Source organism: Bradyrhizobium sp. JR3.5 (genome assembly GCF_054057015.1).
In genome coordinates, this window is record NZ_JBSRYV010000002.1 from 3,713,205 (window position 1) to 3,737,489 (window position 24,285).

Consider the following 24,285-nt stretch of genomic DNA (forward strand, 5'->3'; position numbering starts at 1 on the left):
AGGCCATTGGCCCAACGGGTGAATTCCCGAACATGAAACAAAATGCATGTTTTTACGTTTTGAACTAGACCAGATCGAAAACATGCATTATTGTGCATGAAGACCACGACGACGAACCTTCAAACGAACAACAGATAAGGGTGGCCCATGGCTGGTGACGATCGCGTCCTTGCAGGCGGGGCGAAGTACATCGACTTCCAGACCAACCCGTCGCGCTACCGGCACTGGAAGCTCGACGTCGCGGGCGACGTCGCGACGCTGACCATGGACGTCGACGAGAATGCCGGCCTGTTCGAGGGCTATCAGCTCAAGCTCAACTCCTACGACCTCGGCGTCGACATCGAGCTGGCCGACGCCGTGCAGCGGCTGCGCTTCGAGCATCCCGAGGTGAAGGTCGTGGTGATGCGCTCGGGCAAGAACCGCGTGTTCTGCGCCGGCGCCAACATCCGCATGCTGGCGGGCTCGACCCACGCCCACAAGGTCAACTTCTGCAAGTTCACCAACGAGACCCGCAACGGTCTTGAAGACTCCAGCGAGAATTCCGGCCAGAGCTTCATCACCGTCGTCAACGGCACCGCGGCCGGCGGCGGCTATGAGCTGGCGCTCGCAACTGACCACATCATGATGGCCGACGACGGCGCCGCCGCCGTCGCGTTGCCGGAAGTGCCGCTGCTCGCGGTGCTGCCGGGCACCGGCGGCCTGACCCGCGTCGTCGACAAGCGCAAGGTGCGCCGCGACCATGCCGACTTCTTCTGTACCATCGAGGAAGGCATCAAGGGCAAGCGCGCGGTGCAGTGGCGCCTGGTCGACGAGATCGCGCCGAACTCCAAGCTCGAGGGCAAGCTTGCCGAGCGCGTCAAGGAATTCGCCGCTAGGTCGAAGCGCAACGGGGAGGGCAAAGGCATCGCACTGGCGCCGCTGACGCGCACCATCGACGACAGCGCGATCCGCTACGGCTTTGTCAGCGTCGACATCGACCGCACGGCGCGCATCGCCACCATCTCGATCAAGGCGCCGGAAACCACCGCGCCCGCCGACGTCGACGGTATGATCGCGCAGGGCGCTTCGTTCTGGCCGCTGCAGGTTGCCCGCGAGCTCGACGATGCGATCCTGCATCTGCGCATCAACGAGCTCGAGACCGCGATGCTGGTGTTCAAGAGCCACGGCGACCGCACCAACGTCGTGTCCTATGACGCGTTCCTGGAGGCCAACAAGGCGCACTGGCTGGTCAATGAGGTGAGGCATTACTGGAAGCGCGTGCTCAAGCGCATCGACGTCACCTCGCGCACGCTGGTGACGCTGGTCGAGCCCGGCTCCTGCTTCGTCGGCACCTTGGCCGAGCTCGTGTTCGCCGCCGACCGCTCCTACATGCTGATCGGCCAGAAGCAGGGCGACAACCGCCCGCCGCCGGCGATCGAACTGACGGCGATGAATTTCGGGCCCTATCCGATGAGCCATGGCCTGACCCGGTTGCAATCGCGCTTCCAGGCCGACCCAATGGATCTGGAGCGCGCGCAAGGCGCGATCGGCAAGGCGCTCGACGCGGAGGAGGCCGAGGAGCTCGGTCTCGTCACCTTCGCGCTCGACGACATCGACTGGGACGACGAGGTCCGCGTGTTCTTCGAGGAACGCACCTCGTTCTCGCCCGACGGTCTCACCGGCATGGAAGCCAATCTGCGCTTCGTTGGTCCCGAGACCATGGAATCGAAGATCTTCTCGCGCCTCACGGCGTGGCAGAACTGGATCTTCCAGCGGCCGAACGCGGTCGGCGAAGACGGCGCGCTGCGCCGCTACGGCACTGGCCAGAAGGCGCAATTCGACATGACGCGAGTGTGAGGCAAATACCGCCGTCATCCTGACGTGTGAGCGCAAGCGAGCCTCGAAGGATGATTAGGACCAAGCCATCATCCTTCGAGACGCGGCGAAGACGCCGCTCCTCAGGATGACGGTTGAGCAAGACACGATAGACGTCGGACCGATACCAAGGAGCACGCCATGAACATCATGAACGTCGATTACTCGACCAAGATTCCAAACAACGTGAATCTCGCCGAAGACCGCCAGGTGCTCAAGGCGCTGGAGGGCTGGCACCCCGGCTACATGGACTGGTGGAGCGACATGGGGCCGGAAGGCTTCCAGGAGTCGCTGGTCTATCTGCGCACCGCCTATTCAGTCGATCCGCGCGGCTGGGCCAAGTTCGACTATGTGCGGATGCCCGAATATCGCTGGGGCATTTTGCTTGCACCGCAGGAAGAGAACCGGGTCATCCCGTTCGGCGAAGACTACGGCAAGCCGGCCTGGCAGGAAGTCCCCGGCGAGCATCGCGCGATGCTGCGCCGCCTGATCGTGATCCAGGGCGACACCGAGCCGGCCTCGGTCGAGCAGCAGCGCCATCTCGGCAAGACCGCGCCCTCGCTCTACGACATGCGCAACCTGTTCCAGGTCAATGTCGAGGAAGGCCGCCATCTCTGGGCGATGGTCTATTTGCTGCAGAAGTATTTCGGCCGCGACGGCCGCGAGGAGGCCGACGATTTGCTGCGCCGCCGCTCGGGCGATGCGGATAGCCCACGCATGCTGGGGGCCTTCAACGAGGCGACGCCGGACTGGCTGTCGTTCTTCATGTTCACCTACTTCACCGACCGCGACGGCAAGATGCAGCTGCACTCGCTGGCGCAGTCGGGCTTCGATCCGCTGTCGCGCACCTGCCGCTTCATGCTGACCGAGGAAGCCCATCACATGTTCGTCGGCGAGACCGGCATCACCCGCGTCGTGCAGCGTACCTGCGATGCGATGACGGAAGCCGGCATCACCGATCCGAACGACATCGCCAGGGTCCGCGCGCTCGGCGTCATCGACCTGCCGACCATCCAGAAGAAGCTGAACCTGCACTATTCGCTGTCGCTCGACCTGTTCGGCTCCGAAGTGTCGACCAATGCGGCCAATGCCTTCAACGCCGGCATCAAAGGCCGCTACAAGGAAACCACGATCGAGGACGATCACCAGCTCAAGAGTTCGACCTATCCGGTCATGAAGATGGTGGACGGCCAGATCAAGATGGTCGACGAGCCGGCGCTGACCGCGCTCAACATGCGGCTGCGCGACGACTACACGCAGGATTGCGTCAAGGGTATGCTGCGCTGGAACAAGGTGATCTCGACTGCTGGCATCGACTACAAGCTCGCGGTGCCGAACACCGCCTTCCACCGCCAGATCGGCGAGTTCAAGGACATCCATGCGACGCCCGATGGCCTCTTGATCGACGACGCCACCTGGGCGAAGCGCAAGAACGACTGGCTGCCTTCGACCGCGGACGGTGACTTCATCGCCTCGCTGATGAAGCCGGTGACCGAGCCGGGCGAGTTCGCCTCCTGGATCTCGCCTCCCAAGGTCGGCATCGACAACAAGCCCGGCGACTTCGAATATGTGAGGATCGAGAGCTGAGTTTCAGCTAAAGCGCGATGAGATCAGGTTGAATCGTCATCGCGCTTTAGCTCTTTGTTTGAGCATGATCTTTTCGGAAAACCGCTTCGCACTTTTCCGGATCATGCTTTAGCAGTTCCTCTCCTCCCGGAGGGGCCGAAAAGGGGTAAGCCGAGAAGGTCCTGGCTTGCCCCTTTTCTTTCTTGAGACGTGCGTTCGCTCGCGCGCGATAAAGCGCTGGCGCTTCCCGGCTTGACAAGCGCGATGCCTTCGCGCGGAGATCACACAGTTTCAACATGAACCGCAATGACGGCTTCAGCCGCTTGCCGCGGTTCGGAATTTCGGCGGGGCCATCATGAGTGAAGAGATTTTTCCGGGGCCGACCCTGCGTCCGCTCAAGCTCCAGTTCGGTGAGCAGACGATCGCGGGCTTCGAGAGCGCGGGTACCGGCCGCGACATCCTGCTGGTTCACGGCAATTCGTCGTCGTCCAGAATCTGGCAGAAGCAACTCCAGGGGCCGCTTGGCGCCAAATACCGGCTGGTCGCCATCGATCTTCCCGGCCATGGCGGCTCGTCGCCTGCGCCCGATCCGGAGCATGGCTATTCGGGTGCAGGCTATGCCGGCTGCATTGCCGCGGCCGCAAAGGAGCTCGGCCTGAAGGACGCGGTGGTGGTGGGCTGGAGCCTTGGCGGACACGCCGTGCTCAACGCAGCCCCGTCTTTGCCGATGGCGGCCGGGCTCATGATTTTCGGTACGCCGCCGATTGCCAAGACGCCGGACGGGTTCTCCGGGTTCAAGGGGCTGTCGGCCACCACGTTCACGCCGGCACCCAGCGATGTCGAGATTGCGGCCTGGCTGAAAATGGTGTTCGCGCCGGACTATGCGCCGTTGCCCGCGTTCGTCGACGCCGATTTCCGCCGCACCGACGGCAATGCGCGCGGCTATCTCGGTGCCAGCGTGCAGGCCGGCCGCTTTGCGGACGAGGTCGAGATCGTGCGCGGCCTCGGGATTCCGCTGGCGATCGTGCACGGCAGCGAGGAGCAGATGGTCGATCTCGGCTATCTGCAACGGCTGCCCGCGCCGACATTATGGCGCGGCCAGGTTCAGGTGATCGACGGTGCCGGCCACGCCACGCAGTGGGAAAGAGCCGAAGGCTTCGACCGACTCGTCGATGCGTTTGCGTCGAGCCTTTGAACGACGAACAGGGGACGGCCACTCGCCGTTCGCCAGTCCGGACGTGCACGGAGCCGCGCAACGATGTTGAGATTTTCACCCGTGAACGCGCGCACGCGGAGATTCCCTCGGCCTCCAGTGGCGACAGTCATGCCGAGCTGGGGATCCGCTTCGGCCAGGCAATCCAGCCGACGACTATCGATAGTGTTGCCACGACAAGCGGCGCCAGGCCGTGCCCGTATTCACCGTGGAGTGTGACGGTCGCGAGCGCTGCCAACATCACGGTGCAGCCGAGCGCCGAGCCCCATAGCCGCGTCCGTGCCCGCGCCAGCAGAACGGCGGTCGTGAGTTCCAGCGATCCGGTTACGAAATGGAACCAGGACGGGTATCCCCACCGCAGATATTCTTCGGAGATTGACCCAGGGGCGAAGATGTTGCTGAGCGATCCCACGACGAAGAAAGCTGCAAGCGCCAAGGCCGAGACTCGGCGCCAGGAAATCTTTGACATTTGTCCATCCTTTTCTGATGAGGGCGTCGCGGAGAGACGGCCGGCCGCGACGCATTCGTTCCGACGGAGATGCGAATTTCCGGAACTGGTCCGAAGTCGCATCTCATCGCTGATCCGCGGACCTACGCCGTGGCCGCCTTCTGGGCCGCCGCGAAGACATCGCGGGGAAGCGTTGTGCCGGCGACGCGCTCCGTGCCCGCTACGCCAAGGTCCATCCAACCCGCGTTGACGGCGTCGAACATCGCTTCAGCCGGTCCGGTTTGGCCCTTCGGGATGCCGAGTTGCTCGAATGCTGCCGGCCACTCGGCACGCGGGACAGCGAAGGCCGTGACTTCGCGCTGCATGACATCGCCCAGTTGCGTGGCGACCTCATCCGCGCTGACCATCGAACCAAGTTCGATGACGCGCTGCCCCGACCACGCCGGCCCGGTCAGCAGCGTTGCCACCTCGGCACCGATGTCGTTCGTCGCGACCATGGTCGATTTCCGGTTGGTCGGGTTGTAGTACACGGGGAGCGTGCCGCCCTGGGCGACGTGCAGGCCGTAAAGGAAGTTTTCGAAAAACCCGCCGGCGCGCACGAAGGCGGTCGGCGATGTCAGTTTGCGAAAGCCTTGCTCCAGCAACGACAGGGCCGTGATCATGCCCAGCCCGCTGGTTCTGTTCGCCCCCATCGACGAGAGCCCGACGACCCGCGGCGGCGCGACCTTGGTCAGCGCCTCGACATAGTTCGCGATGACGCCCTTGGCTTCCTTGAAGTCCGGCGAGGGGGCCCAGACGGCTGGCAACATGACAAACGCGCCGTCGACGCCCTTGAGCGCCCGCTCGATGGCGGCCGTGTCGTTCCAGTCGCCGTCCACCAGTTCCACTCCCTGGTCCGTCCAGCTTGCCGCCTTCTCGCGGTCGCGAACCAGCGCCCGTACTTTCTTGCCTTGCGCCAACAGATGCCTGGCCGTTGCGCCGCCGACTTTTCCTGTAATTCCAGTGACTAGAAACATGCGTATTCTCCGGGTGCCAGATGGCCTATATTCTAGGGTAGGTCTCACATGGAGACCTCCAGCCTGCCCCGTAAGGAGGCAGTTTTTTGTAACCAGGAGAGAAAAAGGGGACCGGCATGAGCGATGCATTGAGCGCGATCGAGCGATTCAGCCGATATCAATCGGACGACGCCCAGTCGGTAGAACCCGTGCATTGCCCGGTGCGCGACGTGCTCGATTGCATCGGCGACAAGTGGAGCATCCTCATGATCATGACCCTCGCGACGGGACCGCGGCGCTTCGGCGAGCTTCGCCGAACCATCCGCGACATCTCGAAGCGCATGCTCACACAGACGCTGCGCGACTTGGAGCGCGACGGACTTATCACCCGCCATGTCTTTCCGACCAAGCCGCCGAGCGTTGAATATCGCCTTTCCCCGCTAGGCCAATCCCTGCTGGACCCGATGGCAAGCCTCATCGATTGGGCCGACCGTCGCTATTCGGATATCCATGCTGCGCGCGTCCGCTTTGACGGAGCCCCCTGTGATGTCCTGCGTGAGTGATGTGAAGCAGAAGTTCACATCGTCGCGTGTGTGAGGTCTGGCGGCGTGCTTCAGATGGAGCTAGCCAGAGGCGTCGGAAAGGGCGCCCCGCTGGGGCGAGGCGCCCTTTGTATTACCAGTGATGCTCTGATGGGCGTAAGAGGCGCGGTCGCTTACCCCGCGATCTCCAGCCCTGCGGTCGCGTAGACCACGCCGCCATCGACTGCGATGGTGTTGCCCACGACATAGTCGCCGGCGCGCGAGGCGAGATAGATCGCGGTCCCCGCCATATCTTCGTCGCTGCCCACGCGCCGCGACGGAACGCGCTGTGCGACCTCGTCGGCGTGGTCGCGCGCGGCGCGGTTCATGTCCGACTTGAAGGCGCCGGGCGCGATCGCGGTGACGTTGATGTTGTCCTTGACCAGGCGCGCCGCCATCCGGCGCGTCAAATGGATCACCGCGGCCTTGCTGGCGGCATAGGAATAGGTCTCCATCGGGTTGACGAAGATGCCGTCGATCGAGGCGATGTTGATCACCTTGCCCGGTTTGTCATGCGTCGCCGCCGCGCGCAGCGGCTTGGCCAGCGCCTTGGTCAGGAAGAAGATCGACTTGACGTTGAGGTTCATCACCTTGTCCCAGCCGCTCTCCGGGAATTCGTCGAAGTCCGCGCCCCATGCTGCGCCGGCATTGTTGACCAGGATGTCGAGCTTCGGCTCGCGCTTGATGATTTCACCGGCGAGCTTCTCGCAGCCCTCGACCGTCGAGATGTCGATCGGCAGCGCGATGCATTCGCCGTCATAGGCGGCGGTCAGCTCCTGGGCGGTAGCCTCGCAGGGACCTGCCTTGCGCGCGGTGATGTAGACCCTGGCGGCGCCCTGCGCGAGGAAACCGGCTGCGATCATCTTGCCGATGCCGCGCGATCCCCCGGTCACCAGTGCGACGCGGCCCTTCAGTGAGAACAGATCCTTGAACATGCGCTCCTCCATTGCGTTGCCAGTGGTTCTGGGCGCGGCCGGGGATCGAGTCAAGAAGAGGGAAGGGATCGGTAGCCCGGATGGAGCGAAGCGAAATCCGGGGAAGTGCTATCCGCGGATGCGACCGTCCGGGATTACGCGGAGCCTGTCATCGTGCGCGCGTTCGCGCGACCCGTTGGCTGCATCCGGGCTACGAACAGCGGATCACGCCGCGTCGATGCGGCGAAAGCCGTTCCACACCGCGGTGGCGGCGCCGGATGTCAGCACCGGCAAGAGCCGCGCGTCCTGGTAGTTGCCGTTGAGCGAGACCCGCTGCAACGCGGTCAGATGGTCGGCGCTTTCGGCAAACAGCATGCCCGGCCGCGTCGTCACCGCGGTCCGAAAGCCGATCGATCTGGCGAGCGCGAACTCGCGCGGCCCGGCGGCGATCCGGTCGCCATAGGGATAGGCGAGGTGCAGCGCCGGCCGCTGCAGCGCATCCTCGATTCGCGCCCGGCTGGTGGCGAGTTCGAACGATGCAACGGTCTCGCTCTGCTTGGCGAGATTGCAATGGGTGATGGTGTGGGCGCCGATCGTGACCAGCGGATCGTCGGCAAAGCCGCGCAGCTCGTCCCAGGACATGCAGAGCTCGCGCGCGATGCCGGTCTCGTCGACGCCGTGGCGGGCGCACAGCGCGGATATCTCGGCCTGCATCTCCTGCTCGCCCGGCAGTGAACGCAGCCAGTCGTGCATGCGGCCGAATGCTGTGCGCTTGGCCTGCGGCGTCGCGGTGTCGATCCGCGTCATCACGCCGGCGATCGGCACCTCGATCGCCGACGCCGCCGCGATGATCCGCTCCAGCGCGATCCACCACAATTTGCCGCAGCCCTCGGCGAAATCGCTCGCGACAAAGACCGTGAACGGCGCGCCGAACTCGCGCATCACGGGCAGCGCGAAATCGCGGTTGTCGCGATAGCCGTCGTCGCAGGTGAAGCAGGCGAAGCGCCGCGCGAAATTCCGTTCGGTGAGGCGGCGATGCGCCTCGTCCATGCTGACGACATCGACGTCGAGCAGGCGCAGATGCGTCAGCATCGCGCGCAGGAAGTCCGGCGTGACCTCGAGATGATGATTGGGCTGGAACGCGTCGGCGCGCCGCGGGCGGACGTGGTGCAGCATGAAGATGGCGCCGACGCCGGCAAAGATCGGCCGCAGCAGGATATGCGCACCCGAAAAATACAACGCCTCCATCCCGGCACGGATCACGGTGTTGCGGAGTTGTTTCATGAGGGGCACGGGCCGGCCGATTTGCATTCCGCCGCGAACTTAGCGAAAGAGCACTGAAGAAACTGTTATCCCGATCCAATATGGCGCCCCCGCCATGGCCTTTGATTTGGGGTTTGACAGTCAGCCAAGGGTTTGTTTTCTCTCTGGTTCCAGACCCGCAGGACGCTGAATGCACGGACTTTTCAAGTGGAGTAGCAAGTGGTGGCCGGGGGTGATTCCACTGGTCGTCCTGTGGGGTATCGCGGCCTGGACCAGCACAGGAACGGTCGAGGCCGATCTTGCTGCGCGCTCTAGTGCCGCACTCAAGGACACCGTGCTCGACAAGCGCCGCATCAGCGTCGACGGCCGCGACGTGACGTTTGCGGCCAATGCCTTCTCCGAGGACGGCCGGCTCAGCGCGGTGGCGTCGGTCGAGGCCGTGCCGGGCGTGCGGCTGGTCAACGACGAGACCCGCCTCGTTGCTGAGGCCAAGCCCTTTGTGTGGTCCGCCGAACGCGACGTGGTGCGGGTGACGCTCGGCGGCAATGCGCCGCTGCCGTCGAGCAAGAGCAAGCTGACCGAGGCCGCGAAGGCCAGTCTCGGCGGTGTCGAGGTGGTGGATCAGATGGCGCTCGCCCGTGGCGCGCCGTCGCGGTTCGACCCGGCGGCGCTGTTGCTGCTCGACCAGATCGGCAAATTGAAGGAAGGCAAGATCACGCTGACCGACAACAAGGTTGCTCTTGCCGGCATGGCGCGCGAGCTCGGCGGACGCGAAGCGGTCGCGGCGGCGCTGAAGAATCTGCCGGAGGGCTATTCGATCGCCGCCAACGACATCAAGGCGCCGCCTTACGTGTTCCAGGCCTACAAGGATCCGGTCGCGGTGACGCTGACGCTGACCGGCTACGTGCCCGACAACAACGTGCATGCCGCGCTGGTCGCGGCCGCCGGCCGCAAGTTCTTCAGCGAAAAGGTGGTCGACAATCTCAAGGCCAGCATCGGCGCGCCCTCGGGGTTTGCGGCGGCGGTGGTGCCTGCGCTCGGCGCGCTGTCGCGGCTGTCGACCGGGACGCTGGTGGTGTCGGACCGCGAGGTGAAGCTGTCGGGCGATGCGCTCTATGATGCCGCGGCCGGCCAGATCCGCGACGGGCTCGGCAAGGATTTTCCGCAGGGCTGGCAATACAAGGCCGAGGTCACGGTCAAGCCGGCGGCGGCGCCGGTCGATCCGACGGTGTGTCAGCAGCTGTTTTCCGAGATCCTCTCCAAGGGCAAGATCCGCTTCGAGTCCGGCAAGGCCGACATCGTTCCTGACTCCGCCGGTCTGCTCGACCGCCTGATCGAGACCGCGATGCGCTGTCCCAATGCGACGATCGAAGTCGCCGGCCATACCGACAGCGACGGTGAGGAGGCGGCCAACCAGGCCTTGTCGGAGCGCCGCGCGCAGGCCGTGGTCGATTACCTCGTGCGCGCCGGACTGCCTGCCAACCGCTTCACGCCGATCGGCTACGGCAGCACGCAGCCGCTCGCCGGCAACGAGAGTGAAGACGGCAAGGCGCAGAACCGCCGCATCGAATTCGTGGTGAAGTAGCGATGACCGTGCTTGCGACATTCTTCTTGGGTTGGCTGCTCGGCGCCGCGCTGCTCGGCTTCGGCATGGGCTGGATCGCGGTGGTGCATCGGGCGCAGGGCGTCTCGAAGATGTGGATGCGCTGGCTCGCGCTACTCGCCGCCGCGCTGGTCGCGGCGTCGTTTGCGCGGGTCGTGCCCGGCCGCTTCGGCTACTGGCTCGATCTCTTCCTGGTCATGTTCGCGCTCTATCTCGTCGGCTGCGCGATCGGCTCCTGGCTGCGCGACTGGGTGGTCTCGCGCAGCAGGCCCGCGAGCTGACCCCAAACCCTTGATCCAGTAGGTCTGAGCGGCGGCGCCGAGCGCAGGGCGAGCTGCATGCATTTTGCCGCTTGACATCAATACGTACGTACGTATTAAATAGCGCCCATGCCAAAACCCTCGCTCCGCGATGCCATCCTCGACGCCGGCCTGAAGGAAATGTTCCGGACCGGTTATCACGGCACCAGCGTGCGCGACGTCACCGCCGCGGCCGGCGCGCCGCAGGGCTCGTTCACCAACCATTTCCGCTCCAAGGAGCTGTTCGCGTCGGAAGTGCTCGACCGCTACTTCCTCTATGTGCGCGGCCTCGTCGCCGAAGCGCTCGGCGACACGACGCTGCCGCCGCGCGACAGGCTCCGGCGCTATCTCGATCTGATTACCGGCAAGCTTGCGCATGACGGCTTCACCCGCGGCTGCCTGATCGGCGATTTCAGCCTCGAGGCGTCGGGCTCGAGTGAGATGCTGCGCGAGCAGCTCGACGGGATCTTCCGGGAATGGCGTGCGCCGTTTGCGGCCTGCATCGCCGAAGCTCAGGCCAGACGCGAGATTGCGTCCGACTTCGATCCCGATGCGCTTGCCGATTTCCTGCTCGCATCCTGGCAGGGCGCGATGTTGCGCATGAAGGTCGAGCGCAGCGCGGCCGCGCTCGAGCGTTTCAAGACGATCGCCTTCCAAACCGTGTTCAAGGAGTTGCCATGACCATGTCTGCCGATATCAGTCTGCATCATCGCTCCGTGTTCGGGACCACGATGGCCTATCGCGAGCTTGGGCGCAGCGACGCGCCGCACGTGCTGTTCCTGCACGGCAATCCGACCTCATCCTATATCTGGCGCAACATCATGCCGCTGGTGGCGCCGGTCGGGCACTGCATCGCGCCCGACCTGATCGGCTACGGCCAGTCCGGCAAGCCCGACATCGCCTACCGCTTCTTCGACCATGCGGACTATCTCGATGCGCTGATCGACGAGCTCGGCATCAGCTCGGCGTATCTGGTCGCCCAGGATTGGGGCACGGCGCTCGCGTTCCATCTCGCGGCGCGCCGTCCGCAACTCGTCCGTGGGCTCGCCTTCATGGAGTTCATCCGCCCGATGCGGGATTGGTCGGACTTCCACCAGCACGAGGCCGCCCGGGACACGTTCCGGAAATTCCGCGCGCCGGGAGTGGGCGAAGCGATGGTCCTCGACAACAATGCGTTCGTCGAACGCGTGCTGCCCGGCTCGATCATGCGCACGCTCAGCGAGGAGGAGATGGCCGCCTACCGTGCGCCGTTTGCGACGCGCGAGAGCCGCAAGCCGACCTTGATGCTGCCGCGCGAGCTGCCGATCGCGGGCGAACCCGCCGACGTCGATCAGGCGCTCACCACAGCGCACGCGGCCCTTGCGGCATCGACCTATCCGAAGCTGCTGTTCACGGGCTCGCCCGGGGCACTGGTGTCGCCGGCCTTCGCCGCGGATTTCGCGGCGAGGCTGCAGCATTGCGCGGTCATTCAGCTAGACGCGGGCGCGCATTATCTGCAGGAGGATCATCCGGAGGCGATCGGTCGCTCGGTTGCAGGGTGGATCGCCGGCATCGAAGCCGTGAACGCGCAACATCTCGCAGCATGAGCGATGGGAGAGCAGGCCATGACCGACCTCTCGATCATTTATTGCCGTCCCTGCGGCTACGAGAAGCGCGCCAGGGAAGCCGCCGCGCTGCTGCGCGATCGCCTTGGCCTCGATGCGGAGCTGGTGCCCGGCAAGGGCGGCATCTTCGAGGTCAGGCTTGACGACAATGTGATCGCCAAGCGCGTGAAGGGGCATTTCCCCGATGCCGCCGAAATCGTCAGCGCTGTGACTACGGCACGGGCATAAAAATCTACGCTGGCTCGCCTCGTCGCCGTCGCATCACCATTGCGGCGGCGATTTTCGCTGCGCGGGCGCCGCGGCGTCGCTCCTGCTTCCCGTAGTTTCCCGGATGGCCTTGCGCGCCGTTCGGCGGGCTAACTGCCGCACGTCGATGTCAAGTCTTGTCGAAGATGGCGAGAAACGCGCATATTTGTGCACCCGCTGTCATGAATCATCCCTAATATCTTGAAGATGCGCGTTTTATTGTCGTTTGACGAATTCCACTCCGGCTTAAAACGCGCTACAGGGGTCGGGGCACAGCGAAGCGCCGGCGGGGTTCGCCCGGGAGCCGCCGTCGCGGGATCGCAATTCGAGGTCTAGATGCTGGAAGCAATACGCAGGGCGATGGCGTTTCTGCGCCAGAAGCAAATCCTGCATCGGCTGGGTGTTGTCATCAGCATCGCCGTCATCGGCATCGCCTGCTACGTCCTGTATCATATGTTGCGCGGCATCGACACCAATGAGGTGCTCGAGGCCATCAAGAGCACCGAGCCGCGACAAATCGCGCTGGCGGGACTGTTCGTCGCAGCCGGCTACTTCACGCTGACCTTCTACGATCTGTTCGCGGTGCGCGCGATCGGCCACGCCCACGTGCCCTATCGCGTCAATGCGCTCGCGGCATTCACCTCCTATTCGATCGGGCACAATGTCGGCGCCAGCGTCTTCACCGGCGGCGCAGTGCGCTACCGGATCTATTCGGCCTGGGGATTGAACGCGATCGACGTCGCCAAGATTTGCTTCCTCGCCGGCCTGACCTTCTGGCTCGGCAATGCCGCGGTGCTCGGGCTCGGCATCGCCTATCATCCGGAAGCCGCAGCCAACATCGACCAGCTGCCGCCCTGGCTCAACCGGACGCTCGCGTTCGGCATCATCATTGCGCTGGTCGCCTATGTGGTCTGGGTCTGGACCCAGCCGCGGGTGGTCGGCCGCGGTCCCTGGACGGTGACCCTGCCGGGCGGCCCGCTGACGCTGCTGCAGATCGCGATCGGCATCGTCGACCTCGGCTTCTGCGCGCTGGCGATGTACGTGCTGGTGCCGGACGAGCCCAACCTCGGCTTCGTCGTGGTCGCTGTCATCTTCGTGTCGGCGACCCTGCTCGGCTTCGCCAGCCACTCCCCCGGCGGGCTTGGGGTGTTCGACGCCGCCATGCTGGTCGGCCTCTGGCAGATGGACCGCGAGGACCTGCTCGGCGGCATGCTGCTGTTCCGGCTGCTCTACTATATTGCGCCGTTCGTCATATCTGTAATCTTGCTGACGTTTCGGGAGGTTATCGTCGGCGCCCGACTCAAGCGGCTGCCGCAGACTGATTCGGGTCCCCACGCTGAGCCGCATCATGAGGCGGTTCTGGTCCGCAAGCGCGGTGATTCCGGGGTCTGATGACGCGGCCCGATGCCTCCCGAGGGACGGTCGATCTGACCGCGCCTGGGCGAGACATGAACCGACGGGAAGAAAGCCGCCGCAATGGCCATTGACGATACGCCGCATTCGATTTTCTCGCCCTGGCCCGATCGGCTGCGCCATTCCGCGCTGATCCTGCTTGCCGCAGCGCTGGCATTGAGCGTGGTGGTCGCGCTCGGCGAGTTGTCGCTGGTGCGCGCCTGCGCGGTGTTCGTCTGCATCGCGGCCGCGGCGCTGGTGCCATGGCGGCTGCATGATGCCGGCACCTCGCGCGAGGATGTCCGCCACGGCAATCCGGTCGAGGCGACCGCCGTCAGCGCCGTCGTCGCCGGCATGCCGGACCCGGCCGTGCTGCTCGACCGTGCCGGCCGCGTCATCCATCTCAACACCGCCGCGGCCCAGCTGGCGCCGGCCCTGCGCAAGAACGAGCTGGCGCAATTTGCCCTGCGTTCGCCGGAGATTATCACTGCGTTGCGCGAGGCGATCGCGACCACCGAGCCGCGCCGCGCCACCTACTCCGACCACGTTCCGGTCGATCGCTGGATGGAATTGGTGATCACGCCGGTGCCGGTGCCGACCCAGTTCGGCGGCACCGAGAAATGCATGCTGATGACCTTCCACGATCTGACGCCGCTGCGCCGGGTCGAGGAGATGCGCGCCGATTTCGTCGCCAATGCCAGCCATGAGCTGCGCACGCCGCTCGCAGCCTTGTCCGGCTTCATCGACACGCTGCAGGGACCGGCGCGCGAGGACGCGCGGGCGCGCGAGCGCTTCCTCGGCATCATGCACACCCAGGCCACCCGCATGGCCCGGCTGATCGACGACCTGCTGTCGCTGTCGCGGGTCGAACTGTCGGCCCATGTGCGGCCCGAGGCGTCGATCGATATCGTGCCGATCATCCGCCAGGTGGCCGACGGGCTCGAGGCGCTGGCCAGCGAGCGCCAGGTCGAGATCGACGTCGACCTGCCACCGACCCCGGTCACGATTGCGGGCGACCGCGAGGAACTGCTCCGCCTGTTCGAAAACCTGATCGAGAACGCCCTCAAATACGGCGCCTCGGGCGGCCGCGTCATAGTGTCGCTCAATCAGGCCGTTTCGGGCGCATCGGGCGAGGGGAGCCCCGAAATCCGTGTCATGGTACGGGATTTCGGCCCCGGCATCGCCCCGGAGCACCTGCCGCGGCTGACCGAGCGGTTCTACCGGGTGGACGTCGGCGACAGCCGTAACCAGGGCGGAACCGGCCTCGGATTATCGCTGGTGAAACATATTCTTAACCGTCATCGCGGGCGTCTTCTGATCGAGAGCGTGCCGAACAATGGCGCGACCTTTACCGCCTGTTTTCCCCGGCCGAAGACCCCGTTGCCGACCCAAAGCTAAGCGTTTTCAGTCGCCTAGTACTGTCATCCAACTGTCATCCAACCTTCGTAAAAGCAGCATCGACCGCTCCTAGATGGACCGGCGTGGGCGCGATCGGGCGCAATTGGCGCTTCGCTCACAAGATGGAGACCACCCCATGAATTTCATCAAAGCTATCGTCGCTGCCGGCTTGGTCGCCGCTTCGACGTCGGCCTTCGCTGCCGATATTACCGGCGCCGGCGCAACGTTCCCGTTCCCGATCTATTCGAAGTGGGCTGACGCCTACAAGAAGGACACCGGCAATGGCCTGAACTATCAGTCGATCGGTTCCGGCGCCGGTCATCAAGCAGATCCAGGCCAAGACCGTGACCTTCGGCGCGACCGACGCGCCGCTCAAGGCCGAGCAGCTCGAGAAGGACGGCCTCGTCCAGTGGCCGATGGTGATGGGCGCGATCGTTCCGGTCGTGAACCTGGAAGGTGTCAAGCCGGGCGATCTCGTGCTCTCCGGCGAAGTGCTCGGCGACATCTATCTCGGCAAGATCACCAAGTGGAATGACGCGGCGATCGCCAAGCTCAATCCGAAGCTGACCCTGCCGGCCGACGCGATCACCGTCGTGCGCCGTTCGGACGGTTCGGGCACCACCTTCAACTTCACCGACTACCTCTCCAAGTCGAACGCCGACTGGAAGTCCAAGGTCGGTTCCGGCACCGCGGTCGAGTGGCCGGTCGGCGTCGGCGCCAAAGGCAACGAGGGCGTTGCCGGCAACATCGGCCAGACCAAGAACGCGATCGGCTATGTCGAATACGCCTATGCCAAGCAGAACAAACTGACCTACACCGCCGCTGGTCAACAAGGCCGGCAAGACCGTGCAGCCGACGATCGCCGCCTTCCAGGCTGCTGCGTCGAACGCTGATTGGTCCAAGGCTCCCGGCTACTACGTGATCCTGACCGACCAGCCGGGCGAAGCCTCCTGGCCGATCACCGCGGCGACCTTCATCCTGATGCACAAGGACTCGACCGACAAGGCGGCCTCGCAGGAAGCGCTCAAGTTCTTCAAGTACGCCTTCGAGAAGGGTGGCAAGGCGGCCGAAGAGCTCGACTACATCCCGATGCCGGACTCGGTCGTCAAGCTGATCGAGAAGACCTGGTCCTCGGACATCAAGAGCTAAGTCCGACGCTTTGAACAACGCCTGTGCCGCCTCCCAAGGGCGGCGCAGGTCAAGCGACCAAGATCCGGGCTCCATCACCGCGGCAAGAAACGCGGGGCGGGGGCCGCGGTTCGCGCCCCGGGTGGCGCAAGCCGGACCGACGCCCGGCCAAAATGCGTCAGTGAAGATCGCTTCGGGGCGTAGCGGTTTGCGTGGCTTTCACATAGTAATGAGGGGATTGGCGTGGCAGACATGGCTGTTCAGAGCGATGTGATGGAAGCCGCGGGACCTTACGATCGCGCCAAGGCCCTCAGCGCCTTCAAGCTCGGCGATCTCACCTTCTATTGGATCACCCGTATCTCGGCGATCTCGGTCCTGTTGATCCTCGGCGGCATCATCCTGTCGCTGATCGCCGGCGCCTGGCCGGCGATGAAGGAATACGGCTTAGCCTTCCTCTGGACGCAGCGCTGGGCGCCCTCGGCCGATCCGCCGGTGCTCGGCGCGCTTGGCCCGATCTACGGCACCTTGATCACCTCGGTCATCGCGATGCTGATCGCCATTCCGGTCGGCATCGGCATCGCCATCTTCCTCACCGAGCTCTGCCCGCAAATGCTGCGCCGCCCGATCGGCATCGCGATCGAGCTGCTCGCCGGCATTCCCTCGATCATCTACGGCATGTGGGGCTTCTTCGTGCTGGGCCCGTTCCTGGCCAACACGTTCCAGCCCTTCATGATCAGGATCTTCGAGGGCGTTCCGGTGCTGGGTGCGGTGTTCGGAGGCCCGCCGTCCTATCTCAGCCTGTTCAACGCCGCGCTGATCCTCGCGATCATGGTGCTGCCCTTCATCACCGCGATCTCGGTCGACGTGTTCAAGACCGTGCCGCCGGTGCTGAAAGAGGCCGCCTACGGCATGGGCTGCACCACCTGGGAAGTCGTCCGCAGCGTCGTGATCCCCTACACCCGGGTCGGCGTGATCGGCGGCATCATGCTGGCGCTCGGCCGCGCGCTCGGCGAGACGATGGCGGTGACCTTCATCATCGGCAACTCGTTCCGCATCTCGTCGTCAATCTTCGCGCCGGGCACCACGATCTCGGCGGCGATCGCCTCGGAATTCGCCGAGAGCGACGGCCTGCACCAGTCCGGCCTGATCCTGCTTGGCCTCTTGCTGTTCGTGCTGACCTTCTTCGTGCTCGCCGGCGCCCGGCTGATGCTGATGCGGCTTGAAACGAAAGCGGGGAAATAGGGCCATGAACCCGATCTACAAATCCCGCCGCCGCAGCGACATCGTCATTCGCGCACTCTGTGTCGGCGCGGCGCTGTTCGGCGTCACCTGGCTGGCGCTGATCCTGTTCACGCTGGTCTATAACGGCCTTGCCGGCCTCAGCATGCAGCTGTTCACCCAGAACACGCCGCCACCGGGCTCGACCGAAGGCGGCCTGCTCAACGCCATCGTCGGCTCGGTCATCATGACGGTGATCGGCGTCGGCATCGGCGCGCCGCTCGGCCTGTTCGCCGGCACCTACCTCGCCGAGTACGGCAAGCACGACAAGCTCACCTCGGTGATCCGCTTCATCAACGACATCCTGCTCAGCGCACCCTCGATCATCATCGGCCTGTTCATCTATGGCGCGGTGGTGGTGCCGATGCGCGGCTTCTCGGCGATCGCAGGCAGTCTCGCGCTCGCCGTGATCGTGATCCCGGTCGTGCTGCGCACCACCGAGGACATGCTGCTGCTGGTGCCCAATCCGCTGCGCGAGGCGGCTTCCGCGCTCGGCCTGCCGCGCTCGCTGGTGATCAAGCGGATCGCTTATCGTGCTGCGCGTAGCGGCTTGATCACCGGCGTGCTGCTGGCGACCGCCCGTGTCGCCGGCGAGACCGCGCCGCTGCTGTTCACCGCGCTGTCGAACCAGTTTTTCAGCTGGGACTTGACCAAGACGATGGCCAACCTGCCGGTGACCATCAACAACTTCGTGCAGAGCCCCTACGCCTACTGGAAAGAGCTGGCGTGGAGCGGCGCACTGCTGATCACATTCACCGTGCTCGCGCTGAATATCGGCGCGCGTATCCTTGGTGCCGAAAGGGCCGCAAAATGACCGAGCTCTCCGTTTCAACCAGTAACCCGAGCCACGTTGCACCGCATACGCCGCTGCCGGAAGCGCCGCCGAAAGTCACGGTGCGCAACCTTAACTTCTATTACGGCGAGCACCACGCGCTGAAGAACATCAACCTGACGCTGGGTACCAACCGCGTCACCGCGTTCATCGGACCGTCCGGCTGCGGCAAGTCGACCCTGCTGCGGATCTTCAACCGGATGTACGACCTCTATCCCGGCCAGCGCGCCACCGGTCAGCTGATGCTGGACCAGACCAACATTCTCGATCCCAAGCTCGACCTCAATCTGCTGCGCGCGCGGGTCGGCATGGTGTTCCAGAAGCCGACGCCGTTCCCGATGACGATCTACGAGAACATCGCCTTCGGCATCCGCCTCTACGAGAAGATCTCGAAGTCCGAGATGGACGACCGGGTCGAGAAGGCGCTGCGCGGCGGCGCGCTGTGGAACGAGGTCAAGGACAAGCTGAACGCTTCCGGCCTGTCGCTTTCCGGCGGCCAGCAGCAGCGCTTGTGCATCGCGCGCACCGTGGCGGTGCGGCCCGAGGTGATCCTGTTCGACGAGCCGTGCTCGGCGCTCGATCCGATCTCGACCGCCAAGGTCGAGGAGCTGATCCAGGAGCTCTCCGAGGACTACACGATCGCGATCGTCACCCACAACATGCAGCAGGCGGCGCGCGTCTCCGACAAGACCGCCTTCATGTATCTCGGCGAGCTGATCGAGTTCGACGACACCAACAAGATCTTCACCTCGCCGAGCGATCGACGGACTCAGGATTACATCACCGGCCGGTTCGGCTGAGGAGATACAAGATGGCTTCTGAACATACCGCCAAGGCATTCGACAGCGACCTGCAGGAGTTGACCCGCCTGGTCGCCGAGATGGGCGGCCTCGTCGAGCGGATGATCACCGAGTCGGTCGACGCGCTGATCCGTCGCGACGTCGCGCTCGGCAAGCGCGTGGTCGCCGCCGACATCGAGATCGACAATCTGCAGCGCGTCATCGAAGAGCGCGCGGTGCTGACGATCGCCCGCCGCCAGCCGATGGCGATCGACCTGCGCGAAATCGTCAGCGCGATGCGCGTGGCCACCGACCTCGAACGGATCGGCGACCTCGCCAAGAACATGGGCAAGCGCGTCGCGGCGCTGGAAAGCGATTTCCAGCCGCTGAAGCTGATCCGCGGCCTGGAGCACATGACCGACCTCGTGCTGTCTCAGGTCAAGTCGGTGCTCGACGCCTATGCCGCGCACGACCTGCCGGCGGCGATGAACGTCTGGAAGGGCGACGAGGAGGTCGATGCGATCTGCACCTCGCTGTTCCGCGAGCTGCTGACCTACATGATGGAGGATCCGCGCAACATCTCGTTCTGCATCCATCTGATGTTCTGCGCCAAGAACATCGAGCGGATCGGCGATCACGCCACCAATATCGCCGAGACCGTGTTCTACATGATCGAGGGACAGCAGATCACCGACAAGCGCCCGAAGGGCGACATGACCAACTTTGCCACCACTGTGCCGGGTACCTAGGACATGATCCGCGAGCGCGGAGCCGGATTGTCTTCACGACAAGTCGTTTCCGCGGGGATTATGCCCAGGAAAGTAAGCGTTTCGGTTTGCGTCTGGGCAACGGATCACCACAGAGAGAGAATTTAAGCCGATGAGCGCACGCATTCTGGTAGTCGAAGACGAGGAAGCGCTGACGACACTGTTGCGCTACAACCTCGATGCGGAAGGCTACGATGTCGAAACGGTCGGGCGCGGCGACGATGCCGACACCCGCCTGAAGGAGCGCGTTCCCGACCTCGTGGTACTGGACTGGATGCTGCCGGGCCTGTCCGGCATCGAGCTGTGCCGCCGCCTGCGGGCGCGTCCCGAGACCAAGCAGCTTCCGATCATCATGCTGACCGCGCGCGGCGAGGAGAGCGAGCGCGTGCGCGGGCTTGCGACCGGCGCCGACGACTACATCGTCAAGCCGTTCTCGGTGCCGGAACTGCTGGCACGGGTGAAGGGCCTGCTGCGCCGCGCGAGCCCGGAGCGGCTTGCGACCGTGCTGACCTATGGCGACATCGAGCTCGATCGCGAGAAGCGCCGCGTGGCGCGCTCGGGACGTCCGATCGATCTCGGTCCGACCGAGTATCGGCTGCTCGAATTCTTCCTCGAACATCCCGGCCGCGTGTTCAGCCGCGAACAGCTGCTCGACAGCGTCTGGGGCCGCGACATCTATATCGATGAGCGTACCGTCGACGTGCATATCGGCCGCCTGCGCAAGCTGCTCAATCCGGGCCGCGAGCAGGATCCGATCCGCACCGTGCGCGGCGCCGGTTATGCGCTCGACGACCGGTTTGCCAAGGCCGAGCCGCAGCCGTAAGGCTTGCACGGCAACCTCAAGCCACAACACGGCGTTGTCCCGGCTTTCGCCGGGACGACGCTGGTGGATACTTCCGCGCGACGATCACACAAAAAAATCCCCGCTTTCGCGGGGATTTGTTTTTGCAGTCCAGGCAGTTTCCCGAGTGCTACTTGATCTGTGGCTTCGCCGACGGCCGGCGGCGATCGTTGGCGGGCTGGTAGGCAACGCGCGAGTGATGCGCGCAATAGGGCAGGCCGGCGAGCGCCTTGCCGCCGCAGAAGAAGAATTCCGGGCTCGAGGGATCGCCGACCGGCCAGTGGCAGGTGGCCTCGTTGAGCTGGAGCAGCGACAGCCGCTGGCTCATCGGCACCACGTTGTCGAAGGAGATCGGATCGGGCTCCATCTCGACCTCGAAGGCGTGCGCAAGCGCGGTGTTGCCGCGCGAGACCGGGCGCGCCACCCGCATCATGTGCTGGGCGGGGCGGGCCTTGCGCTGCCGCGGCGCGGCCGTGGAGGGGGCCTTGGCGCGGCCGGAGAGGCCGAGCCGATGCACTTTGCCGATCACGGCGTTTCGCGTCACATTGCCAAGTTCCGCCGCGATCTGGCTGGCCGAGAGGCCGGATTCCCAGAGCTTCTTCAGCTGCTCGACGCGATCGTCGGACCATGTCAATACAGTCATCACATTCTTCCTTTCGCATGGCGCCGGCCACTCATCGGAGCGGCGCTGCGAGCCAATCTGGACAAATATCCCTTCGGCCAGAATCCCTTAGCCCTCGCCGGGCACGGTGTTGCGCCCGAACGTTTACGCGAGACACGAAGGCTACTTAGAGGGTCCAGTACTGCCGCACGAGATGTCGTACCCGACAGGCCAAACGCTACAATATGGCGTGACTCTGGCGCAAGAGTCCGCGGCCGTGCGTCCACATGTTCCCACAAAGTTAAGCATTGCTATGAGGCTTTTCCACCGCACCGGAATGCTCCGGATTGCGCTGGTTTCGTATTGCAGGAAGGCCGGCTCCTGACGATTGACACTTACCGGCCGCCGCATAGAATGACCCGTACGTGCCGCCCGCAAAGGCGGCCGTTTTGTTTTCCGAAGCTGGCGGTTGCTGTGTTGGCGTCAAGGCGCGCGGCAATTGACGGCTTCAAACCGGCAGTGAACGCCATGACCAACGCCTCGTCGCATCTGCTCCCCGTCTTCGCCCGGGTCGATCTCGGCTTCGAGCGCGCGCGAGGGCGCCTGGCTGATCGCAACCAACGGCGACCGCTATCTCGATTTCACCTCGGGTGTCGCGGTGAACGCGCTCGGGCATGCGCATCCGCATCTGGTCAAGGCGCTGCAGGAGCAGGCGACCAAGCTCTGGCACATGTCGAACCTGTTCAAGAGCCCGGATGGCGAGGTGCTCGCCGCGCGGCTGTGCCAGCAGAGCTTTGCCGACTTCGTGTTCTTCTGCAATTCCGGCGCCGAAGCGATGGAGGGCGTGATCAAGCTGGTCCGCCACCACCACTTCTCCAAGGGCCATCCGGAGCGCTACCGCATCATCACCTTCGAGGGCGCCTTCCATGGCCGCACGCTGGGCACGCTGGCTGCGACCGGCTCGGCGAAATATCTCGAAGGCTTTGGCCCGCCGATGGACGGGTTCGACCAGGTGCCGCACGGCGACATCGAGGCGGTGAAGAAGGCGATCGGCCCGCACACCGCCGGCATCCTGATCGAGCCGGTGCAGGGCGAGGGCGGCGTGCGCTCGGCGCCGCAGGCGTTCTTCAAAGCACTGCGCGCGCTGTGCGACGAGCATGGCCTGCTGCTCGCCTTCGACGAGGTGCAGACCGGCATGGGCCGCACCGGCGAGCTGTTCGCCTACAAGCGCACCGGCGTCACGCCGGACGTGATGTCGCTGGCGAAGGCGCTCGGCGGCGGGTTCCCGATCGGCGCGGTGCTGGCGACCGCGCAGGCTGCGGCCGGCATGGCGCCGGGCTCGCACGGCTCGACTTTCGGCGGCAATCCGCTCGCGGTCGCCGCCGCCAATGCGGTGCTCGACGTCATGCTCAAGCCCGGCTTCTTCGAGCACGTGCAGAAGATGTCGCTGCTGCTCAAGCAGAAGCTCGCTTCCGTGGTCGACCGCTATCCCGGCGTGCTGTCGGAGGTGCGCGGTGAGGGCCTGTTGATCGGAGTCAAGGCGGTGGTGCCGTCGGGCGATCTGATCGCCGCGCTGCGCAACGAGAAGCTGCTCACCGTCGGCGCCGGCGACAATGTGGTGCGGTTCCTGGCGCCCCTGATCGTGACCGAGGCCGAGATCGACCAGTCGATCACAGCGCTCGAGCGCGCCTGCTCTGTGCTATCGGCGCCGCAGCCGAAGAAGGCGGCTGGATAATGAGCAAGCCGGTCCGTCACTTCCTCGACATCAACGAGCTGCCGCTCGCCGAGCTGCGCAACATGCTCGAAGCCGGAGCCGCCATGAAGGCGAAGCTGAAGGCGCATGAGAAGGGCAGGAAGCCGCTCGAAGGCAAGACGCTGGCGATGATCTTCGAGCGCCCGTCGACCCGCACAAGGGTGTCGTTCGACGTCGGCATGCGCCAGCTCGGCGGTGAATCCATCATGCTGACCGGCGCCGAGATGCAGCTCGGCCGCGGCGAGACCATCGCCGACACCGCGCGCGTGCTGTCGCGTTATGTCGATGCGATCATGATCCGCATCCTCAACCATGACGCGCTGCTCGAGCTCGCCGCCCACGCCACCGTGCCCGTCATCAACGGCCTGACCCGGCGTTCGCATCCCTGCCAGGTGATGGCCGACCTCATGACCTATGAGGAAAACCGCGGCTCGATCGAGGGCAAGACGGTGGCCTGGACCGGCGACGACAACAACGTGCTGGCCTCCTGGGCGCACGCTGCGGAGCGGTTCAAGTTCAATCTCAACATTGCCACCCCGCCCGAGCTCTCGCCGAAGAAGCCGATGCGGGACTGGATCAAGGCCACCGGCGCGCCGATCATGCTCGGCACCGATCCGGAAGCCGCCGTGCGCGGCGCCGACTGCGTCGTCACCGACACCTGGGTGTCGATGGGCGACAAGGAGGGCGAGCACCGCCACAACGTGCTGAAGCCCTATCAGGTCAATGCCAAGCTGATGTCGCTCGCCAAGCCGGACGCGCTGTTCATGCACTGCCTGCCCGCGCATCGCGGCGAGGAGGTCACCGACGAGGTGATCGACGGCCCGCAATCCGTGGTGTTCGACGAGGCGGAAAACCGCCTGCATGCGCAGAAGGGCATTCTGGCCTGGTGTTTCGACACGGTCGCGTAGTCGACGACATCAATGCCGTCGT

At 64.7% G+C, this 24,285-nt stretch carries 22 protein-coding genes and 2 pseudogenes; 19 read left to right on the plus strand and 5 right to left on the minus strand.

Going from position 1 to position 24,285, the window contains the following annotated elements; all coding sequences use genetic code 11:
- The first annotated feature begins 147 nt into the window (after positions 1 to 147).
- The 3 genes from boxC to ACVWW1_RS34595 all read left to right on the plus strand — a co-directional run bounded on the left by boxC (position 148) and on the right by ACVWW1_RS34595 (position 4,615).
- A complete protein-coding gene (gene boxC, locus ACVWW1_RS34585) occupies positions 148 to 1,836 on the plus strand; it encodes a 2,3-epoxybenzoyl-CoA dihydrolase (protein WP_456658969.1) in 1,689 nt (562 codons plus the stop codon).
- A 168-nt stretch (positions 1,837 to 2,004) separates the two neighbouring features.
- Positions 2,005 to 3,441, plus strand: coding sequence for a benzoyl-CoA 2,3-epoxidase subunit BoxB (boxB, locus tag ACVWW1_RS34590; RefSeq protein WP_456660746.1), 1,437 nt, complete (start codon positions 2,005 to 2,007; stop codon positions 3,439 to 3,441).
- A 334-nt stretch (positions 3,442 to 3,775) separates the two neighbouring features.
- The gene (locus tag ACVWW1_RS34595; RefSeq protein WP_456658970.1) at positions 3,776 to 4,615 is read left to right on the plus strand and encodes an alpha/beta fold hydrolase; all 840 of its coding nucleotides are present in this window, start codon (positions 3,776 to 3,778) and stop codon (positions 4,613 to 4,615) included.
- Between the two features lie 127 nt (positions 4,616 to 4,742).
- Here the strand turns inward: ACVWW1_RS34595 and ACVWW1_RS34600 are convergent, their stop codons facing one another.
- Entirely contained in the window at positions 4,743 to 5,102 is a 360-nt protein-coding gene (locus ACVWW1_RS34600) for a DoxX family protein (RefSeq protein ID WP_456658971.1), read from the minus strand.
- Positions 5,103 to 5,224: 122 nt separating this feature from the next.
- A complete protein-coding gene (locus tag ACVWW1_RS34605; protein ID WP_456658972.1) occupies positions 5,225 to 6,097 on the minus strand; it encodes an NmrA family NAD(P)-binding protein in 873 nt (290 codons plus the stop codon).
- Between the two features lie 116 nt (positions 6,098 to 6,213).
- Here ACVWW1_RS34605 and ACVWW1_RS34610 point away from each other — a divergent pair, with 116 nt between their 5' ends.
- Positions 6,214 to 6,639, plus strand: a complete 426-nt coding sequence (locus tag ACVWW1_RS34610; RefSeq protein WP_456658973.1) for a winged helix-turn-helix transcriptional regulator — start codon at positions 6,214 to 6,216, stop codon at positions 6,637 to 6,639.
- A gap of 152 nt (positions 6,640 to 6,791) precedes the next feature.
- Here ACVWW1_RS34610 and ACVWW1_RS34615 read toward each other — a convergent pair whose 3' ends face one another.
- Positions 6,792 to 7,592 (minus strand): SDR family NAD(P)-dependent oxidoreductase, encoded by an 801-nt coding sequence (locus ACVWW1_RS34615; protein WP_456658974.1) that lies wholly within the window; start codon positions 7,590 to 7,592, stop codon positions 6,792 to 6,794.
- A gap of 204 nt (positions 7,593 to 7,796) precedes the next feature.
- The gene (locus ACVWW1_RS34620; protein WP_456658975.1) at positions 7,797 to 8,855 is read right to left on the minus strand and encodes a polysaccharide deacetylase family protein; all 1,059 of its coding nucleotides are present in this window, start codon (positions 8,853 to 8,855) and stop codon (positions 7,797 to 7,799) included.
- A 169-nt stretch (positions 8,856 to 9,024) separates the two neighbouring features.
- Here ACVWW1_RS34620 and ACVWW1_RS34625 point away from each other — a divergent pair, with 169 nt between their 5' ends.
- From ACVWW1_RS34625 to phoB, 13 genes and pseudogenes are all read left to right on the plus strand, one after another.
- Positions 9,025 to 10,419: an OmpA family protein gene (locus ACVWW1_RS34625; protein WP_207833553.1), complete on the plus strand. Its 1,395-nt coding sequence runs from the start codon at positions 9,025 to 9,027 to the stop codon at positions 10,417 to 10,419.
- Positions 10,420 to 10,421: 2 nt separating this feature from the next.
- Complete coding sequence (locus tag ACVWW1_RS34630; protein ID WP_456658976.1) at positions 10,422 to 10,718, plus strand: hypothetical protein; 297 nt, start codon at positions 10,422 to 10,424, stop codon at positions 10,716 to 10,718.
- A 108-nt stretch (positions 10,719 to 10,826) separates the two neighbouring features.
- On the plus strand, positions 10,827 to 11,417 hold the full coding sequence (locus ACVWW1_RS34635) for a TetR family transcriptional regulator C-terminal domain-containing protein (RefSeq protein WP_456658977.1): 591 nt from the start codon (positions 10,827 to 10,829) through the stop codon (positions 11,415 to 11,417).
- Positions 11,414 to 12,322, plus strand: coding sequence for a haloalkane dehalogenase (locus ACVWW1_RS34640; RefSeq protein ID WP_456658978.1), 909 nt, complete (start codon positions 11,414 to 11,416; stop codon positions 12,320 to 12,322). Before ACVWW1_RS34635 ends, ACVWW1_RS34640 begins: the two co-directional genes overlap by 4 nt.
- Positions 12,323 to 12,340: 18 nt before the next feature.
- The gene (locus ACVWW1_RS34645; protein WP_456658979.1) at positions 12,341 to 12,568 is read left to right on the plus strand and encodes a SelT/SelW/SelH family protein; all 228 of its coding nucleotides are present in this window, start codon (positions 12,341 to 12,343) and stop codon (positions 12,566 to 12,568) included.
- A 354-nt stretch (positions 12,569 to 12,922) separates the two neighbouring features.
- Positions 12,923 to 13,978, plus strand: a complete 1,056-nt coding sequence (locus ACVWW1_RS34650) for a UPF0104 family protein (protein ID WP_456658980.1) — start codon at positions 12,923 to 12,925, stop codon at positions 13,976 to 13,978.
- 84 nt (positions 13,979 to 14,062) lie between these two features.
- On the plus strand, positions 14,063 to 15,376 hold the full coding sequence (locus ACVWW1_RS34655; RefSeq protein ID WP_456658981.1) for an ATP-binding protein: 1,314 nt from the start codon (positions 14,063 to 14,065) through the stop codon (positions 15,374 to 15,376).
- Positions 15,377 to 15,512: 136 nt separating this feature from the next.
- Positions 15,513 to 16,525: pseudogene (gene pstS / locus ACVWW1_RS34660) on the plus strand (phosphate ABC transporter substrate-binding protein PstS).
- A 231-nt stretch (positions 16,526 to 16,756) separates the two neighbouring features.
- Positions 16,757 to 17,746 carry a phosphate ABC transporter permease subunit PstC gene (gene pstC / locus ACVWW1_RS34665; RefSeq protein WP_456660747.1) on the plus strand — a complete coding sequence of 330 codons (990 nt, stop codon included), beginning with the start codon at positions 16,757 to 16,759 and terminating at the stop codon, positions 17,744 to 17,746.
- Between the two features lie 4 nt (positions 17,747 to 17,750).
- Positions 17,751 to 18,596, plus strand: a complete 846-nt coding sequence (gene pstA, locus ACVWW1_RS34670; RefSeq protein ID WP_456658982.1) for a phosphate ABC transporter permease PstA — start codon at positions 17,751 to 17,753, stop codon at positions 18,594 to 18,596.
- Entirely contained in the window at positions 18,593 to 19,414 is an 822-nt protein-coding gene (gene pstB, locus ACVWW1_RS34675) for a phosphate ABC transporter ATP-binding protein PstB (RefSeq protein ID WP_173639192.1), read from the plus strand. Before pstA ends, pstB begins: the two co-directional genes overlap by 4 nt.
- An 11-nt stretch (positions 19,415 to 19,425) precedes the next feature.
- Positions 19,426 to 20,142: a phosphate signaling complex protein PhoU gene (phoU, locus tag ACVWW1_RS34680; protein WP_050403109.1), complete on the plus strand. Its 717-nt coding sequence runs from the start codon at positions 19,426 to 19,428 to the stop codon at positions 20,140 to 20,142.
- A gap of 130 nt (positions 20,143 to 20,272) precedes the next feature.
- Complete coding sequence (phoB, locus tag ACVWW1_RS34685) at positions 20,273 to 20,983, plus strand: phosphate regulon transcriptional regulator PhoB (RefSeq protein ID WP_016844067.1); 711 nt, start codon at positions 20,273 to 20,275, stop codon at positions 20,981 to 20,983.
- 148 nt (positions 20,984 to 21,131) lie between these two features.
- On the opposite strand, the gene ACVWW1_RS34690 is transcribed toward phoB, so the two are convergent.
- Positions 21,132 to 21,644: a GcrA family cell cycle regulator gene (locus tag ACVWW1_RS34690; protein ID WP_456658983.1), complete on the minus strand. Its 513-nt coding sequence runs from the start codon at positions 21,642 to 21,644 to the stop codon at positions 21,132 to 21,134.
- A 486-nt stretch (positions 21,645 to 22,130) separates the two neighbouring features.
- Between ACVWW1_RS34690 and ACVWW1_RS34695 the strand changes: the two are divergent.
- Together ACVWW1_RS34695 and argF are read left to right on the plus strand one after the other, a co-directional pair.
- Positions 22,131 to 23,337 (plus strand): annotated as a pseudogene (locus ACVWW1_RS34695) (acetylornithine transaminase).
- Entirely contained in the window at positions 23,337 to 24,263 is a 927-nt protein-coding gene (gene argF, locus ACVWW1_RS34700) for an ornithine carbamoyltransferase (RefSeq protein WP_092123050.1), read from the plus strand. The pseudogene ACVWW1_RS34695 and the gene argF overlap by 1 nt, the downstream one beginning before the upstream one ends.
- Positions 24,264 to 24,285: the final 22 nt, after the last annotated feature.